We start from the raw sequence: 16,881 nt of genomic DNA on the forward strand, positions 1-16,881 counted from the left end.
GTCCTATAAGCCGACTTTTTAAAATATATTTTCCAAAACTTCAAAACACATATGGATATTCATCCCAAATCCTTTGTTGATATGATCATTGCCGCAGGGAATTCACTGGATTGGTCCTGGCCACCTTTACAATATGATAACCCATGGTAAGCATAGCTATCGAGAATATTGCCAATCCAGGAATTAGGAACATCCATATGGACATTTCTATATGATAGGCGAAATTTTCTAGCCATTTTTGTAGGAAGTAAAAAGCGGTGGGAATGGCAAGCATAAAAGCCAGGCCGATGTAAATCACATAATTTTTAGTCAGTTGTTCAATAACTTTTACCAGATTTGCTCCCAAAACCTTCCGGATAGCCATTTCCTTTTGGCGTCTTTGTGCATCGAACATGGTGAGTGCCAGCAGGCCCAGACAAGATATGAAGACAATGATACCCGTAAAAATTTGCAATAGTGTTTTAGCTTTAATATCCGCTTGATGCATTTTCAAAAATGTATCATCCAAAAAACTATATTCAAAGGGTTTGCCCGGAAAAAAATGTTCGAATTTTTCTTCTATCCGAAACAGCGCCTGAGAGAGTTGGCTTGCCTGTAACCTCGCCATTATGATAGGCCCCCTACCCCCATTATGCCAGATGACAAGTGGTTCTATGGACTGATGAAAGTCATCAAAATGAAAATCCTTGACAACTCCTATTATTTGGCCCTCCCTTCCCTGAAAACTTGACCAGAGCCCTATAACCGGTTCAGGTATACCTAATGTCTTGACGGCCGTTTCATTGACTATTATATTGTTTTTATCGCCTATATTGTCCCGCGAAAACCATCTACCTCTATCCATTTTTAAATCGAATACCGATGTAAAGTCTTCATCGGCACGGAGTTGGGATACGATTACCGATTGATCTTCAGGTTTGCCTTTCCATTTTAAAGTACCACTATTTCTGTTATTGATGTGTGTAACGTCCCGATCGGCAATGGCAATCGACTCAATTTCTGGAATTTGTTCCAACTCTTCCTTCAATATCTTGAAATTATCCAAATTCTTTCTGAAATTATCTCCGGCCGTGTATTTCAATTTAAGACTCATAATCTGCTCTCGATCATATCCCACTTCAGCATCTTGAATGAATTGAAGTTGTTGATTGATCGCTATAGCCCCAATTAATACTACCATAGCCGCTGTAAATTGGCCAACCACCAAAATTCTTCTGAGCCTTCCCCCTTTAGAGGATGCATCGCCCTTGCCTATTAATTGAATAGGTTTAAGGCCGGCATGAAGGAAGGCTGGATACATTGAGGCCACGAGCGTGGCAAAAACCAAAGTGGATCCAAGCAATGTCCAAATGTACCCATTGGTCAAGTCAAGTCGTAGAGCCAGCCCAGTATATCCAGATAAAGAGGGCATAAAACAATATACTGCAATTAGCGAGAGCACAAAGCTCACTACGCTGATAATTAGCGATTCGGTGACCACTTGGAGAAATATATTGCGGGTATTGGCACCGATAACCTTTCTTATCCCAATCTCTTGAACCCGTTTGTTAATTGTAGCCGTGGATAGGTTTATGTAGTTAAGAATCGCCGCCAACAATATAATTAGACCAATAAGTGCAAATATGTTGACCGTAGCTTTTTCTTGATGAAGAAAAATATCCTCGGTAATACTCTGTTGAAATCGCATGTCGGTTAGGGCAAATACCGAACAGGAAGTAGGCTTGTTCTGATCGATTTGGCCCATTAAACTCGTGAATTTTGCCTCGACCTCTTCGACATCTATTGCTTCCTGTGCCTTGAAAAATGCTACGAATTTGTAATTGGAAGACCTTAATTCTTCTGCATAGGTAAGGCGATTTGGCCAGTACGATTTTAGTGGTAAGAAAACTTTTTGTTGAAAGCTGGAATTGGGAGGGTTGTCTTTTAACACCAATTCCACTTTATAATTGATACCAAATACTTCAAGGGTTTTCCCAATGGGATCCACACTCCCAAAAAATTTTTTGGCCCGCTCCTCCGTAAGAGCTAGACCAAACCTATTGGCCCTGTAAGCTGCAATAGATCCGCTCACAATCCCATTTCCGAATTGTGAAAGCCAATTGTCGCTTAGGTAGGCCAGTTCCTCCTCTTCGAACACTTCGCCATCCGCAGTCTTTACCAACGGCCGCTCGAAGATTTGCGGCAGCATGATAAAAAATTCCTGAGCCTCCGGTATTTCCTCGATTGCCAGGTCGCGCAATCGGATTGGAATGGTCGACAAGGTCAAGTGTTCCCCTTTTCCTTCCCAATGGCAAATGACTCTGTATATCCTCTTGGCATTTGGGTAATAGCGGTCAAAACTCCACTCATTTTGTGCCCAAATCAAAATAAGTAGTATCGCGGTCATGCCGACGGTTAAGCCAACAAGGTTTATGGCGGTAAATACTTTGTTTTTTTTAAAGGTGCGAAGGGCCGTTTTAAAATGATATTTCACCATACTTCATTTTACTTGCTTGGATATCGCTATGATTCAAAACTACTAGCGTACTCCTTTGCCCCCTAAAACAGGCAGGACTGGAAGAATACTAGGAATGGTCTGATTTAATGATTCAGGAATTTGTAGATTGTTACACTTTAATCAAATAAATATCAAGCTTCTCTTTTACCGGACGAAACAAAGTTTCGTATCTCGTTACGGTCAAAGACCATTTAGGGAACGGGAGGCTACATGAAGTATTTCTTGCCGCGCAGTGTAACCGATACCCCTCACCTCATGCTGCCCACAATGACAGCTTCATAAAATCGCGCCCTATCGAATTCAAATACTTCCCGAATTTCATGCCGAATCTTGAATCGCTATGGCATCATAAATACATCCATTGTTTTTATATACTCCAATGAACTATTGGGATAGAATCGATTTTATCCATTGAAAATGAAGGACGGTTCTTTACAAAAAAGAAAGAGTTCTATAAACCGTTAGTTTTACAAAATCACATCATTTGATGCTATCAGCCCTTCAAGGAATTATAACGGCCGTTCCAAGCTTCCTATAAATTGTATAGGTTTTGGACACGGATTGTCAATATATTTTACATTCAAGGTTTTTGATTTTAAAAATAATTTCATAAGTAATTGATTTTTAATATTTTAAAAATTCGGCATAGTTCTGGCTTTTTGTCCTGAAATTTCTGGTGTTCCCCAAATAGGCAAGAGGGATTTTCCTCTTATTAAGTCAATTGAATCATGCTAAAGAATTATTTCGTTCTCTTTTATCGCAACCTTCGACGGCAAAAACTATTTTCCGGTGTAAACCTGATCGGGCTCACAATGGGAATAGTGAGCACCCTGGTTATTTATTTATATGTGCGTGATAATCTTAACCATGATCGTTTTCATACAAATGCCGATCGAATTTACCGTGTTAATCAAACCAATATCTGGAATGAAAATGACCCGAGGCAATTGGCACGCACCGGCCCGGGCGTGGTGGATGCACTGAAAGCTGAACTTCCTGAAATAGAAAAAATTACCAGTATCCATACCGCTGGAAATTTTCTAGTTTCCTACGAAAATCCTTCTCAAAAAGTAATTGCCTATGATCAGGAAAATGTACTTGCCGCTGAATCAAATTTCTTTAGTATGTTCAGCTTTCAGATGATGAAGGGTAATTCGAAATCATGTTTACTACGGCCACAAAGTGTGGTAATCACTGAATCCACGGCGCGTAAGTATTTTGGGGATGAAGAGCCTTTAGGCAAGCTTTTGGAGCTGTCCACCCACCAAAACTCCCAGGCTTTTGAGGTAACCGGAGTAATCAAGGATACCCCTGGTAATTCCTATATCGATTTTGACATGCTATTGTCAATGAACAGTTTTCCCAAGGTAAAGGAGAATAGCTGGAGTTGGATATGGACACAATTGGAGACGTTTGTCCTAATTGATAAAAACGCAGACATTGCAGATGTTCGAGCGAAGTTAGGATCAATTCCACCCAAATATGCAGAAACCACTTTGCAGAAGGCCATGAATATGTCTTTCAATGAATACCTCAAAACAGGAAAGTCTTGGGAGCTTTATCTACAACCTTTGACACAGATCCATTTGTATTCCGACAATGTCATTGGAAACTCCAATATCGTGGGAAATCTCAAAATTGTCTATGCTCTCGCTTGCTCGGCAATTTTCATCCTTCTTTTATCGTGCATTAACTTTGTTAACCTCTCCATTGCACAATTTACAAGAAGAATTAAGGAAGCGGGTATTCGAAAGGTGTTAGGGATAGGTGGAAAAGAATTAGTGTTTGGATATTTCATCGAGGCTTTTTTGTTTTGTTTATTTGCTCTTGGAATCGCTCTGACTTTCACCAAGATCGTACTTCCTTGGTTCAGTCAACTCACGGGCAAAACCCTTGAAATGAATTTAGGTCGGGATACAGGATTGGCGATGCTCATGATTTTCTTATTGTTTATTATGAGTATACTTTCAGGTAGCCTACCTGCATTTTTTTTAAAAGCTTTTCGCCCCATAGAAGCCATTAAGGGAAAACTTTCCGGTGGAAAAAAGGGCAAGGGAGTAAGGGATGGATTGGTCGTTCTCCAGTTTACCGTATCCATAGTACTTATTATATGCACAGCCATTGTATTTCAACAACTCAATTTTCTGTACGAGAAAGACCTGGGTTTTAACAAAGAAAATCTCCTGGTCATAGATCATGTTGATCGTGTTGGAAGTGGTGCTGCCTTTACCAATGAAATCTCCAATATTCCAGGAGTTTTAAACACCTCATTTTGCGCACAATTCCCTTTACGTATGGGCAATGATGCTTTTAGGCCGGAGAATAGCGGCGACAAGGATTTTATACTGAATTTTGCGGCAGCTGACGAAAATTACCTTTCCACTTTGGGAGTCCAGCTTAGTATTGGAAACGATTTCGACCTTGATAATCCTAAGGCAGATGGAGTAATACTAAATGAAACGGCTGTCAAGACACTGGGATGGGAGATGGACGAATCCGTTATTGGAAGAATAATAGACTATCCCAATGAATTTACCAAATTTGAAGTAATCGGTGTGGTACGGGACTATCACTTCAGCTTATTGGAAAAACAGGTTGAACCTATGGCTATATTCAATATCAATAGTAAGGTCTATAGTCCGAAAAAATTTGCCTTGGTTCGTATCGCTCCCCAAAATGGGAAGACGTGGGCCTCTATTTTTGATTCCCTAAAGACTATTTGGAAAGAACATATGGGGGATTTACCTTTTAAATATGAATTCATTGACCAAACCTTTGCGGCTAAGTTGCAGTCCAAACAACAATTTGGAAACTCACTTTTGGTTATGGCAGGCCTTGCATTACTGATTGCCTGTCTTGGGTTGTTGGGGATGATTATTTATACCCTGGAACTCCGCACGAAAGAAATCGGAACACGCAAAATATTGGGTGCTTCCATCTTGAATATATTAATACTTATTTCACGAGGGTATACCAAACTGGTAATTGTGGCCTTTGTCATCGGGGCTCCGCTTTCCTACTGGCTCGTTCAGCAATGGCTTCAGGATTTTGGAAATAGGATTACCCCCTCGATCTGGGTTTTCGCTTTAGCAGGTGTAGGCACCTTGCTATTCTCGTTTCTGGTTACTGGTTACCATTCGGTCAAAGCTGCAGTTACCAATCCGATCGAGGCGTTGAAAGATGAGTAAGGATTGTTTTGGAAGTCAATTTTAAAATACCTCCGGCTTAAGAAAAATGGCCGACCTTAAGACCTGTCAGGTTTTGAAAACCTGACAGGTCCAATACCCTTAACATTGTTGACTCTATCGACCCCTACATCCGATCCGGTACTTGAATGCCCAATAGTTGGAACGCCGATCGAATGACCTCCCCTACCTTTTTGGATAATCGTACCCTAAAGACCTTTTTGCTCGTATCGGCTTCCCCGAGAATGGAAACCTGTTGATAGAACGAGTTGAATTCCTTGACCAGATCGTATACATAATTGGCGATGAGGGCCGGACTATAATTCTCAGCGGCAAGGCCAATAATTTCTGGGAAGAGTTGAATTCGTTTGATCAATTCCTTTTCCTTGGGATGTAACTCTTCGACTACGCTCAGAGTGACACCCTGATCAGTGGAGTTTTGAAAACCTGACAGGTCTACTTTTGAATCAGCTTTACGAAGGATGGATTGTATCCGAGCATAGGTATACTGGATAAAGGGCCCTGTATTTCCCTGAAAATCCACCGATTCCTGTGGGTCAAAAAGAATACGTTTTTTGGGGTCTACTTTTAGTATATAATATTTTAGGGCCCCAAGCCCTATGATGCGGTATAGCTCTTGTTTCTCGGCATCCGAATAACCTTCCAATTTTCCCAGCTCCTCGGATAGTTGGGCAGCGGTCTGCGTCATGTCCGCCATCAAGTCATCTGCATCCACGACCGTTCCTTCCCTACTCTTCATTTTCCCAGTGGGGAGATCTACCATCCCATAGCTAAGATGGTATAGGTTCGTTGCCCATAAAAACCCGAGTTTTTTCAGAATAAGGAAAAGTACCTTAAAATGATAGTCCTGTTCATTACCTACGGTATAGACCATTCCATTGATATCGGGATAATCCTTTACCCGCTGTAGGGCCGTACCGATATCCTGGGTCATATAGACCGCCGTACCGTCGGAACGCAACACGATTTTTTCATCCAGTCCCTCATCGGTAAGATCGATCCAGACACTTCCGTCCTCCTTCCTATAGAAAACACCCTTTTGGAGTCCGTCCTCCACCACATCCTTCCCCAACAAATAGGTATCGCTTTCGTAATAGAGTTTATCGAAATCTACCCCAAGATTTTTGTAGGTTTCCTCAAAACCGTTATAGACCCAGCCGTTCATGGTAGTCCAAAGCGCAACTACCATATCATCCCCGGTCTCCCATTTGCGAAGCATTTCCTGGGCTTCCAGTAAAATGGGCGCCTCTTTTTCAGCTGTACTCTTTTCGGTCCCCTGAGCGATCAACTCTGCAATTTCGGCCTTATACGCCTTATCGAAGGCCACATAGTATTTCCCAACCAGTTGATCACCTTTCAGTCCGGTAGTTTCCGGTGTCTCCCCATTACCAAAGCGTTGCCAGGCCAACATGCTTTTACAGATATGGATCCCTCGGTCATTGATAATCTGGGTCTTGTATACCTTTTTTCCGGATGCCTGCAAAATTTCCGCCACGGAGTAACCCAGCAAATTGTTACGGATATGGCCCAAATGCAACGGCTTGTTGGTATTGGGCGAAGAATATTCCACCATAACCGCATCGGTATTCCTCTTGGAAACGTATCCATAATTCTCCGTATCGTAAACCGAATTGAAAAATTGGAGATAGAAACCGTCACTGATAACCAGGTTTAAAAAACCCTTGATTACGTTGAAACCAGAGACCTCCTCCACCTGCTCATCTAAAAATGCCCCGATCTGCCCTCCAATCTGTTCGGGATTTCCTTTTATATGCCTCAACATTGGAAATACAACTACGGTAATGTCCCCTTCAAAATCCTTTCGGGTAGGTTGAAATTCAACCGAGGACAACTCAATATCAAAAATTGATTTTACAGCTTCCTTTACCTTATGCCCTAAAACGTTTTGGATATCCATGAAAACTTGGGTTATGCGGCTGCAAAACTACATTTTTTTGCGCTTTTACAGGCGCATTAGCTTATTTAAGTATGGTTTTGAGTAACTTTATGGGGCTACGGAAAAAGAAAGCCTATGCTATTGAACGTATCGTACAACGATAAAAAAATCACCGAAAAAATCGATTCCGAGGTTGGTAAGCCTTTTACGCTAAAGGAACGATGGGCAATGGGCGGGATAGGATCCCCTAGGTTGTTCATCACGGAAACCAGTATTGAAATACACAACCTACTTATTTTGGACAATAATCGGGACCAATGCAATATTGAAATGCGGCCCAAAGGGATTATCGTCCGGTTTCGTTCCTTATTGGAAACCTTTGCCTTGGTGATACCGTATTATAAATTGACCCTATACAAGGGAGATATGGCCAAGTATTCCATTTATCGGGACCATCACTTTATTAAGGTTCAGGCAGATACCAAGGCGATACAGAAGTTTTTCAAAAAGATTTTGGACTATAAGGCCGATAATAGGCCTACTTCAATCGAGGATTTATGAAAATCCTGCTCACGGGTGCCAATGGCTATATAGGTATGCGATTGCTCCCCCAATTATTGGATTTGGGGCATAAAGTGGTCTGTGCGGTCCGTGATGAAAAACGTCTGTCCATTGATGAAGACACCAGGGCACTAGTGGAAATCGTGGAGATTGATTTCCTAAAGGCATTTCAACCGGATTTGCTGCCCAGGGATATCGACATAGCCTATTACCTTATCCATTCCATGAGTTCCTCCACGACCGATTTTGATGAAAAGGAAGCACGATCCGCGGAAGCCTTCAACGTCTACATGGCAGAAACTCATGTTCAACAGGTCATTTACCTCAGCGGAATTGTAAATGATACCCAATTGTCCAAACATTTGAGTTCCCGTAAAAATGTGGAGGACATTTTATATTGTGGAAAATTTAACCTTACCGTTCTTAGGGCTGGGATTATCGTAGGTTCCGGGAGTTCCTCCTTTGAAATCATCCGTGACTTGTGTGAAAAGTTACCCTTTATGATAACCCCAAAATGGGTGTTGACCAAAACGCAGCCCATTGCCATACGTGATGTAATCACGTTTCTAACGGAAGTGATCGGGAATGAGGACACCTATAACGACTCCTTTGATATTGGTGGTCCCGATGTACTCACGTACAAGCAAATGCTCCAACAATATGCCAAAGTTCGGGGGTTTAAAAATTGGATCCTCACCGTTCCCGTAATGACTCCCAAACTCTCCTCTTACTGGCTCTATTTTGTAACCTCCACTTCCTATAAATTGGCCATAAACCTTGTGGACAGTATGAAAATGGAGGTCATAGCCAAGGATAACCGTCTGCAGGATCTTTTAGGGATACGTACACATACCTATAAAGAGGCCATAGATATGGCCTTCAAAAAAATAGAACAGAACCTTGTGGTCAGCAGTTGGAAGGACAGCATGGTCAGCGGTCGCTTTAAGAAAAACCTCCAAAAATATATCCAAGTCCCAAAGTATGGTATTCTGAAAGATGAAAAAACGCTCAAAATCAAAGATGAGGAAAGGGTTTTGCGCAATATTTGGAAAATCGGGGGAAACACTGGTTGGTATTATGGGAATTGGCTTTGGAGGATACGGGGATTTTTGGATAAGCTCAACGGAGGTGTGGGATTACGAAGGGGACGTACCCATCCGGATAAGATTTATCCGGGGGATTCCTTGGATTTTTGGCGGGTACTCTTGGCGGACAGGGAAGCGAAAAGGCTGTTGCTTTTTGCGGAAATGCGGTTACCCGGGGAGGCCTGGCTGGAGTTCAAGATTGATGAGCGGAACGTTTTACACCAAACAGCCACTTTTAGGCCCAAAGGGCTTCGGGGCAGATTGTACTGGTACAGCATACTTCCTTTTCATTATTTTATCTTTGAGGGAATGATCCGGAATATTGCCAAAGCTAAATAGTATTGCAATCGAGCTTATAAAACCCTTAAAAAAGAACTATCTACTCACCATTTCATTAGGAATACTGTTCCTGTTTTCCATTATTGTCCTTTTTGCAACGGAAGCCAGCTATGATGCCATAGAATCCGCTTCAATTTGGGTTCGAAATTACTTCGGTTATTTCTATCTGTATCTGGGATTGGGCTGTGTGCTCCTACTTTTAACAGTGGCCATTTCTCCCTTGGGCAGGATAAGGCTCGGTAAAAAAAACCAGAAACCGGAACATTCCCTCTGGGCATGGACAGCCATGCTGTATAGTGCGGGTATGGGAGCGGGAATTTTATTACGCGCCGTTCAAGAGCCTGTCTTTATGTTTCAGAATCCACCTTATCCCACTGATCTAAAACCCGAAATCTTGGCCCTGGAATTTACCTTTTATCAATGGGGGTTTACCCCGTGGGCCTTTTATGGCCTCTTTGCCATGGTCGTGGGATATGCTTTGTTTGTACGGAAAAAAAAGGTATTGGTCAGTTCTACGATAGAAGATACCATCCGCAATACAGTGGCGAGAAAGGGAATAGATGTTGTAACCATACTTACAACGGTCTTTGGTCTAATTGCGGCCATAGGACTCGGAACGGCCCAAATCAATGGGGGATTGAATCATTTGTTTGCGTATGGTTTTGGTTTGGGCGCTACGCTTCTCCTGGCCGTTTTGATTTCCGCAATTGCTTTTTATTCGGCTTGGCAAGGCGTGAATCGAGGTATCAAGGTTATTTCAAAATTCAATATTATCATCACTTTGGTTTTGTTGTTCTTTATATTCTTTACGAGCAATCTAGGCGCTATTTTAAGTTCGTTGGGAAAAGCTACCTTACAGTATATATTGGACTTTATTCCGATGAGCCTTGCTTGGGGAAAATACGATCCAGGTATCGCCTTCCTAACGGATTGGACCTTTTACTATTGGGCCTTTTGGTTAGCCTGGGCCCCGTTTACGGGCATCTTTATCGCACGGATTTCCAAGGGCCGGACATTGCGCCAGCTGTTGTTGGGAGTTCTGATCATCCCGTCCTTGGGTACCTTTTTCTGGTTCTCCGTTTTTGGTACCTCGGCCTTCCAATTAATAGAAAGCTGGGGAACGTATGCCAACGAGTTTGGCAATGTGTTCTCCTCCATTTTTGTGTTTCTTGAAAACTATCCGATGGCCAGCTTGTTGAACCTGACCACCGTTTTACTCTTGATAAGTTTTTTGGTAACCTCGGTGGATTCGGCCGTTTTTGTACTCAGCATGTTTACGGATCGCGGGAAAAGAACACCTCGTAAGAGCCACAGACTGCTATGGTCCATTTTTATTCTACTGGCTACCTTGGCCTTGATCCTATTGGGAAATGCCAAGCCGGAGATCGATGTTTTGGTCGCGGTCCAAAAACTTCTGATCATTACTTCCTTGCCTTTTGCCCTTTTTATGGTAGTGATGACCGGTATTTTTCTCAAGGAAGTTTGGAAACGCTAAGTACCTATAGAATATCAAAAGATTCCCATAAAAGGCAAATTAAACAAACTACCAAAAGAGACCATGTTTGGGACACTGCCGGCAAAAGGTTTTTATTTTCGTTAAATCATCCTGTAAAACTGCCCTCCACCAAGACCATAATAAATAGCATTCCATCAAGGTATGAATCGCTGGTTGAACCTGATAAATGGTGTAAACTTATTGGACATCTTTTGTAAAATTCTTTTACATATATAAAGTCTCATATGTCTATATATCTACATAAAACCTTGATATATAGATTCTTAAATTTTTGGCACAAAATTAGTTTGATTTTTTTGAGTTGAACAAGTTTGCAATATTAAATGATTTTTTTTGGAGCAATTAATTAGAAAAACAAACGAGTTATGTTTAAAAACTATCTAAAGGTGGCTTTTCGGAATATTATTAGAAATAAGACTTTTTCAGCCATAAACTTACTAGGTATAGTTTTGGGTATGGTTTGTTTTCTATTTATATTTCTTTGGATACGGGATGAAAAGAGCATTGACAACTTTCATGAGAATGGTGAGAACCTTTTTAACGTATACTACTCCATTGAGTCGGAAGGCAAATTGAATGGTACTTACCAAAGTCCTACAGGTTTTAATGATACACGATTTTACCCCCTAATCGAAGGAGTACAAAAGAGTGTTCCAGGAATAAAACATATTTCCTTTTATGCTTCGGGATATGATTTGCCATGGGGATTTCCAGAGACTTTTATCGTTGAGGATAAGATGTATAAGCTTGAGGGTGCCAGAGCCAGTGAGGAGTTTTTCAAAATGTTCAACTATCCGATTATTTCCGGTGATTCTGAAACCCCGCTTACTGATATCAATACAATTGCTATTTCAAGAAAAATGGCCGAAATATTTTTTGGTACTCCGCAAAATGCAATTAACAAAATAGTCAAGTACAATGGTGAATTAGACCTAACGGTTACCTCTGTTTTCGAGAATGTTACTACAAAAAGCTCTTTGGTTTTTGATTATCTGGTTGATTGGGAAACCTTTGCGAGAGAACAGGTACAATATGCTTCGGACAATATATTTGCTACGGTACAGGTTGATAGTAAGGCAAACATAGATGAAGTGGAGCGTAATATAAATGGATACCTCCAAACACGTGTCGACCAGAACCAGCCAATCAAAATTGAAGCCAAATTAGCGCCTTATCAAGACCGCTATCTAAAAGCCAATTTTAAGGATGGGCGGCCCCATGGAGGGCGAATGGATTATTTGAAGCTTTTTGGTGCCGTGGCACTTTTTATTTTGATTGTTGCCTGTATTAATTACATGAACCTTTCTACAGCCCAATCCATAAAAAGAGCAAAAGAAGTTGGCGTTCGAAAAGTAGTTGGTTCATCTCGTAAGCACCTCACAAGACAATTTCTAATAGAATCCATATTGCTTTCCCTTTTTGCAGTTATTATCTCGGTATTACTTACTTGGCTACTTCTTCCATATATCAACGCTATAACCGGAAAGCAAATCGATCTCCCATTCGCGGTACCTTCCTACTGGTTGGCGGTATTGGGATTAATACTGGTAACCGGTTTGGTTGCGGGAAGTTATCCGGCACTCTTTATGTCTTATTTAAAACCGGTAGAGGTTCTACAAGGTTCCATACAGTTTTCCGGTTCCTCAAAATGGTTTAGAAAAGGTCTGACAATATTTCAATTCGGACTTTCGATACTACTGTTGATAGCAACTTTGGTCGTTTCAAAACAGGCAGATTATGTTCAAAACTCCCATTTGGGCTATAACCGCGAAAATCTTATCTACATCCGTATTGAAGGCATGTTTTCCAACCCCGAAAAGTATATGGTATTTAAACAGGAAGCCTCCAAATTACCAGGGGTAGCTCTTGTTGACAGAAGCAGTGAGGCGCCGCATTCAATGACTTTTGAGGTGTTCGATGCTATCAACTGGGAGGGAAAAAGTGTAGGCGAATCAATTGGATTTATGCCAAAATCCGTTGGATATGATTATTTAGAGATTATGGGTTTAAAGGTGGCTAAAGGACGTGGTTTCTCAAGAAATATAGCAACTGATTCTTCAGATGCCTTTATGGTAAATCAAGAGGCCATTAGGCAAATGGGCATTACAGATCCACTTGGCAAATGGGTATCGGCATGGAAAAAGAAAGGTCGTATCGTAGGTATTTTAGAAGACTATCATACAGCTTCCCTACATCAAAAAATTAAACCTGTAATAGTGGACGTAAAAGAAAATTTGCCTTTTGGTTTTATCCTTGTTCGAACTTTGCCCGGCAGAACCAAGGAAGCACTGGCAGGGCTTAAAAAAATATATGGCCGAATCAATCCCAATAGACCCTTCGATTTCAAATTTGCGGACAGTGAGTACCAAGCCATGTACAAAAGTGAGCAGGTGATTGCTAAACTCTCCAATATCTTTTCCTTTTTATCCATTTTTATTTCTTGTTTGGGTTTGCTTGGACTTGCCATGTTTTCTGCCCAGCAACGAATTAAGGAAGTTGCGGTACGTAAAGTACTGGGCGCATCAGTCAGTAACATTATGGGGCTTTTTTCAAAAGATATTATGAAACTCATAGGATTTTCATTTCTGATAAGTGCTCCTATAGCGTGGTATTTAATGAGTGAATGGTTAAAGGGTTTTGCCTACAAAGTTGATTTATCCTGGTGGATATTTGTACTGGCCGGTCTAATAGCCTGTATGATTGCTTTATTAACAATTAGTTCCCAGTCACTGAAAGTCGCCCTTTCCAATCCGGCAAAATCTTTAAAAACAGAATAAAGGGTAAATTCTGTCTTATGCCAAAAGACTATCGACTAGAACGTTGTATTTCAATAATCGTCTCAATTTAGAAAATAACAATAATCTATTATGGCCAAATGGCTATTTCTGAGTTTGTGCATTTACTAGTTGTTTTTCTCAAGGAAGTTTGGAAAGGCTAGGTGCATAGAAAGTATCAAAAAGTTCCGTAAACGAACTGCCAAATGAAATCATGTTTGGGACGCCATAGCCTAGATATTCAAAAGGGAAGTCTGGTTCCGTAAAACGGCCATTTTATGAAACCGATTCCCATATCGTCCATTACATAGTTTTTCGAGTGAACAGGTGTAAATAAGTTGGACATTAATTGTCAATTATATTTACACTATTGTTTGCCAAAAGCTTATTCATTAAATACATTCAATTGAATATCAAGTAATTGTATAGATGGCATAGAATTAGCTGAATTTTTGGAGTTCAAAGTTCTTGTAACGAGTTGGTCTAATAATCGTTAGTAATAAATTATTCATATACGCTTGACATGGTCATCAATTATTTCAAAATTACCTGGAGAAACCTTCTGAAAAACAAGCTGTTTTCATTTGTCAATATTTTAGGCCTATCCATTGGCCTATCAACTTGCCTTCTTTTGGTGCTCTACATAACTGACGAGTTGAGCTACGACAAGCACCACGATGGTGCTGACCGCTTGTACAGGGTCGCTCTGGACACAGAGAACGAAAGATGGGCGGGCACCCCCGGAGTCATGGCGAAGGGGTTACAACAAGATTTTCCAGAAATAGAGGAAGTGACCAGGGTCCTTAATTTTCCGAACACGGGGAACCTGCTCTTAAAAAATGAAAAGCGCAACATCCAAATTTTCGAACTAAAAGGCTATTACGCCGATTCCACTTTTTTTGAGGTTTTCACCTATGAGTTCAAATATGGAAACCTTGAAACTGCATTGAACAGTCCGAATACGATTGTTATCTCCGAGGAAATCTCCCAAAAGCTATTCGAGAACGAAAACCCGATAAATCAAATTGTCAGTGTTGAAATTCCGTATGGTAAAATTGATTATACGGTTAAGGGTGTCTTTAGAAACACCGAAAACAAGTCTCATGTTAATCCTAATTTGATTTTATCGATGCAGAACGGGGATATCGGGCAATGGGTCAAGGGCCAGACCAACTGGGCCACCAATAGCATATTCCACACCTATATCAAATTGAGAACGGGTACAGATCCTGTTGCCTTTGAGAACAAGTTGCCAGAGTTCCTGGAAAGAAATGCGGGCAACGATTTTAGGGAGGCGGGCCTGGAGAAAAGTCTTTTTTTACAGCCTGTAAAGGATATTTATTTGAAATCCTCCATTGGCCATGAGTTATCTAGCAATGGCAGTATGTTGTACATCTACATCTTCGGTTCGATAGCCGCCTTTATCCTTTTGATAGCCTGTATCAATTTTATGAACCTTTCGACAGCCAAATCCGAGAAGAGGGCCAATGAGATAGGGGTCAGGAAAGCTGCGGGGGCCACCAAGAAATCCTTAATCTCCCAGTTTTTGGCAGAGTCCATGTTCATGTGCCTGTTATCCCTATTGCTCGCCTTTATCGTTGTATTGGCGTGCCTGCCCATTTTTAATGTCTTGACACAGAAAAGCCTTTCGTTGCTAAGCAATCCGGAGATATTGCTTTGGATTCTTGGCCTCACCCTACTGACCGGATTGCTCTCCGGAAGCTATCCCGCCCTATACCTTTCTTCCTTCAAGCCCGTTACCGCACTTCAAGGAAAAGGTGGCCGTACAAATACGACAACGACAATTAGGAAGGGACTAGTGGTATTCCAGTTCTGTATTTCCGCTTGTCTCATTTTGGTTTCGATCCTTTTTTGGAAACAAATGATTTTTTTGGAGAACCGGGACCTTGGCTTCAAAAAAGACCGGCAAATTGTCCTTCCTTTTCGAAATGTGACTACAGCGGAGAACTATGATGGATTAAGGGGTGAAATTCTACGTATTCCGAATTTGGTATCCGTTTCTGCCGGTTCGACCTATCCCGGATTCGAGTTGGTACAGTCAAGAATGGTTTTCGGACTAGGAAAGAACAAGAATGAACAGATTGAAGTCCGTTTGGCACAGGTTCAGGATGACTACATAGAAACCTTGGGATACGAACTGTTATATGGAAGGGGGTTGTCGAACAGTGAAATCGAACGGGGGGATGCCATAGTCGTTAATGAAATCGCCTTGAAACGGTTGGGATATGACCCGTCCAGCGCTGTTGGTAAACAAATCAACTATGAGGAAGCAGGGCAACGAAAAACCTATGAGATAGTAGGAGTATTGAAAAATTTCCATCATGAAAGTTTGCATAAGACCATTAGTCCGTATGGGCTTATTGGACTGGGAAAGGCAAATCCCAATTATTTTATAGCTAACATAGGGAAAGGAGATTTGGATAAAACGATTTCGCAAATTGAGGGCATTTGGAACAATGTGAACAAGGGCACACCCTTTGAGTACTCATTTTTGGACGATGATTTCCAGAAAAATTATGAAAAGGATAAACAAACCACAAAAGTTACGTTAAGCTTTACGTTGATTGCCATTTTCATCGCCTGTATAGGGCTATATGGATTGGCCTCATATACTACCGAGCAACGAAAAAAGGAAGTTGGGATAAGACGTGTTCTAGGGGCTTCCGTCTCAAGTATTGCTGTTCTGTATCTCAGAAATTTTTTGAAGCTGGTATTGATTGCATTGCTAATTGCTAGCCCTTTGGCCTATTATTTGGGCAATAGTTGGCTGCAAGATTTCACGTATAGAATAAATATTAGTTGGCAATTATTTCTTTTGGGTTGTGTCTCTGTGTTGTGCATTGCGTTCTTTACTGTTGGTTCACAGGTGGTAAAAGCTGCCAATATAAATCCAGCAAAAAATTTAAAAGCTGAATAGTCCCTTAAATCAAAGCTATTACGGGATTCTATTAAATCTCTAGACGGTTGGAACAATTGACCTATTAA

The 16,881-nt window shown here is 41.1% G+C and carries 8 protein-coding genes; 6 read left to right on the plus strand and 2 right to left on the minus strand.

Annotated elements, in window-relative coordinates; genetic code table 11:
* Positions 1 to 85: 85 nt before the first annotated feature.
* On the minus strand, positions 86 to 2,476 hold the full coding sequence (locus ACO06Y_RS23740; RefSeq protein WP_422081567.1) for an ABC transporter permease: 2,391 nt from the start codon (positions 2,474 to 2,476) through the stop codon (positions 86 to 88).
* Positions 2,477 to 3,225: 749 nt separating this feature from the next.
* Here ACO06Y_RS23740 and ACO06Y_RS23745 point away from each other — a divergent pair.
* Positions 3,226 to 5,685 (plus strand): ABC transporter permease, encoded by a 2,460-nt coding sequence (locus tag ACO06Y_RS23745; protein ID WP_422081568.1) that lies wholly within the window; start codon positions 3,226 to 3,228, stop codon positions 5,683 to 5,685.
* A 124-nt stretch (positions 5,686 to 5,809) separates the two neighbouring features.
* Here ACO06Y_RS23745 and argS read toward each other — a convergent pair whose 3' ends face one another.
* Positions 5,810 to 7,621 carry an arginine--tRNA ligase gene (gene argS, locus ACO06Y_RS23750; protein WP_422081569.1) on the minus strand — a complete coding sequence of 604 codons (1,812 nt, stop codon included), beginning with the start codon at positions 7,619 to 7,621 and terminating at the stop codon, positions 5,810 to 5,812.
* 114 nt (positions 7,622 to 7,735) lie between these two features.
* Here argS and ACO06Y_RS23755 point away from each other — a divergent pair, with 114 nt between their 5' ends.
* The 5 genes from ACO06Y_RS23755 (at position 7,736) to ACO06Y_RS23775 (ending at position 16,813) form a co-directional block, all read left to right on the plus strand.
* Positions 7,736 to 8,161 carry a hypothetical protein gene (locus ACO06Y_RS23755; protein ID WP_422081570.1) on the plus strand — a complete coding sequence of 142 codons (426 nt, stop codon included), beginning with the start codon at positions 7,736 to 7,738 and terminating at the stop codon, positions 8,159 to 8,161.
* Complete coding sequence (locus ACO06Y_RS23760) at positions 8,158 to 9,585, plus strand: SDR family oxidoreductase (protein ID WP_422081571.1); 1,428 nt, start codon at positions 8,158 to 8,160, stop codon at positions 9,583 to 9,585. Before ACO06Y_RS23755 ends, ACO06Y_RS23760 begins: the two co-directional genes overlap by 4 nt.
* Positions 9,569 to 11,080 carry a BCCT family transporter gene (locus ACO06Y_RS23765; protein ID WP_422081572.1) on the plus strand — a complete coding sequence of 504 codons (1,512 nt, stop codon included), beginning with the start codon at positions 9,569 to 9,571 and terminating at the stop codon, positions 11,078 to 11,080. The genes ACO06Y_RS23760 and ACO06Y_RS23765 overlap by 17 nt, the downstream gene beginning before the upstream one ends.
* Positions 11,081 to 11,466: 386 nt before the next feature.
* Positions 11,467 to 13,878, plus strand: a complete 2,412-nt coding sequence (locus tag ACO06Y_RS23770) for an ABC transporter permease (protein ID WP_422081573.1) — start codon at positions 11,467 to 11,469, stop codon at positions 13,876 to 13,878.
* Positions 13,879 to 14,398: 520 nt separating this feature from the next.
* Positions 14,399 to 16,813, plus strand: a complete 2,415-nt coding sequence (locus ACO06Y_RS23775) for an ABC transporter permease (protein ID WP_422081574.1) — start codon at positions 14,399 to 14,401, stop codon at positions 16,811 to 16,813.
* Positions 16,814 to 16,881: the final 68 nt, after the last annotated feature.

Source organism: Ulvibacterium sp., assembly GCF_965228935.1.
GTDB lineage: Bacteria > Bacteroidota > Bacteroidia > Flavobacteriales > Flavobacteriaceae > Ulvibacterium.